Source organism: Pseudomonas agronomica, assembly GCF_025917275.1.
Lineage (GTDB): Bacteria > Pseudomonadota > Gammaproteobacteria > Pseudomonadales > Pseudomonadaceae > Aquipseudomonas > Aquipseudomonas agronomica.
On the sequence record NZ_JAOSHO010000635.1, the window covers coordinates 1 to 2494 of the forward strand.

The window sequence follows — 2494 nt, forward strand, 5'->3', positions numbered from 1 at the left end:
GCGGGGATAAATCCCCTCGCCACGGGTAGAATGCGTGACATGCAAGTTTCGAGGTTTCAGCGGTGAATCTACAGCAGGGCTTCGTCCTGACCCGGCATTGGCGCGACACCCCGGCGGGCACCGAAGTCGAGTTCTGGCTGGCAACCGATGCCGGCCCCCGGCGCGTGCGCCTGCCGGTGCAGCCCTCGGTGGCGTTCGTGCCGCAGGTCCAGCGCGGCCAGGTCGAGGCGTTGTTGCAAGGGGAAAAGGACGTCGAACTGCGTCCCCTGGACCTGCTGGATTTCGAGCATCGCCCGGTGCTGGGCCTGTACTGCCGGCAGCATGCGCAACTGATGCGCCTGGACACCACACTGCGGCGCGCCGGCGTCGAAGTATTCGAAGCCGACATCCGCCCCCCGGAGCGCTACCTGATGGAGCGCTTCATCACCGCCCCGGTCTGGTTCGGCGGCACGCCATCGGCTGGCGGCCTGTTGCTCGACACCCAGATGAAACCGGCACCCGAATATCGGCCGCCGCTGCGGCTGGTGTCCCTCGACATCGAAACAACCGCCCAGGGCGAATTGTATTCCATTGCCCTGGAAGGCTGCGGCGAACGCCAGGTCTACATGCTCGGGTCGCCGAATGGCGATGATCGCGACGTGGATTTTCAGCTGGAATACTGCGACTCCCGCGCGCTGCTGTTGAAAAAGCTCAACGAGTGGTTCGCCCGTTTCGACCCTGACGCGATCATCGGCTGGAATCTGGTCCAGTTCGATTTGCGCGTGCTGCATGAACATGCCCGCCGGCTGGCCGTGCCGCTGCGCCTGGGGCGCGGCGGGGAGGAAATGCAATGGCGCGAGCATGGTGCGCGCAACAACCATTTTTTCGCGTCGGCGGCCGGGCGGTTGATCATCGACGGGATCGAATCCTTGCGCTCGGCGACCTGGAGTTTTCCGTCGTTCAGCCTGGAAAACGTTGCGCAAACCCTGTTGGGCGAAGGCAAGTCCATCGACAACCCATACCAGCGCATGGACGAGATCAACCGTATGTTTGCCGAGGACAAGCCGGCCCTGGCCCGTTACAACCTCAAGGACTGCGAGTTGGTGACGCGAATCTTCGCCAAGACCGACCTGCTCGAGTTCCTGCTGGAACGCGCCAGCGTCACGGGCCTGCCGGCGGACCGCAGCGGGGGCTCGGTGGCGGCGTTCACACACCTCTACATGCCGCTCATGCATCGCCAGGGTTTTGTCGCGCCTAACCTCGGCCAGCGTCCGCCCGAGGCCAGCCCTGGCGGGTTTGTCATGGATTCCCAGCCGGGGCTCTACGAGTCGGTGCTGGTGCTCGACTACAAGAGCCTGTATCCGTCGATCATCCGCACCTTCCTCATCGACCCGGTGGGACTGATCGAAGGCCTGCGCCATCCAGAGGACCAGGCATCGGTCCCAGGCTTTCGCGGGGCGCGGTTCTCCCGTACACGGCACTGCCTGCCGGCCATCGTCGCGCGCGTCGCTGAAGGCCGGGAGACCGCCAAGCGCGAACACAATGCGCCGCTGTCCCAGGCGCTGAAAATCATCATGAACGCGTTTTATGGCGTGCTCGGCTCGAGTGGCTGTCGCTTCTTCGACCCGCGCCTCGCGTCGTCCATCACCCTGCGCGGTCATCAGATCATGCAGCGCACCCGGCAACTGATCGAAGCCCGCGGGCATGTGGTGATCTACGGCGACACCGATTCGACGTTTGTCTGGTTGCGCCGGGCCCACGGCCAGGAGGAGGCGGCGGGCATCGGCCGGGAACTGGTGGCGTACGTCAACCAGTGGTGGCGTGAACAGGTACGTGATGAGTTTGGCCTGGAAAGCGCGCTGGAGCTGCAATTCGAAACCCATTTCAAGCGTTTCCTGATGCCAACCATTCGTGGCGCGGAGGAGGGCAGCAAGAAACGTTATGCCGGCCTGGTGAGCCGTGCCGACGGCAGCGACGAAATCATCTACAAGGGCCTGGAAACCGTGCGCACCGACTGGTCGCCCTTGGCCCGCCAGTTCCAGCAGGAGCTGTACGAACGGATCTTTCATCGCCAGCCCTATCAGGATTACGTGCGCGATTATGTGCGCCTGACGCTGGCCGGCACGTTCGATGAACGCCTGGTCTACCGCAAGCGCCTGCGCCGTCCCCTGGATGATTACGAACGCAACGTGCCGCCCCACGTACGGGCCGCGCGGCTCGCCGACGAGTTCAACGAGCGCCAGGGCCGGCCTCGGCAGTATCAGAACGGCGGCTGGATCAGCTACGTGATCACCGTCGCTGGCCCCGAGCCGCTGGAAACCCGCAGCGCGCCCATCGATTACGACCATTACGTGACCAAGCAGCTACAGCCGGTGGCGGACGCGATCCTGCCGTTTGTGGAGGATGATTTTTCGACGTTGATTGGTGGGCAGATGGGGTTGTTCTGATTGCCTTTGAGTGATTGGCCCGGGGGGAACGCTCCTTGTGGTGAGGAACCCTGCTCCCGCTGGCCTCT

At 64.0% G+C, this 2494-nt stretch carries 1 protein-coding gene; it reads left to right on the forward strand.

The window, feature by feature from the left end:
• The first annotated feature begins 62 nt into the window (after positions 1–62).
• Complete coding sequence (locus OC610_RS25515) at positions 63–2426, forward strand: DNA polymerase II (protein ID WP_264431795.1); 2364 nt, start codon at positions 63–65, stop codon at positions 2424–2426.
• Positions 2427–2494 lie beyond the last annotated feature (68 nt).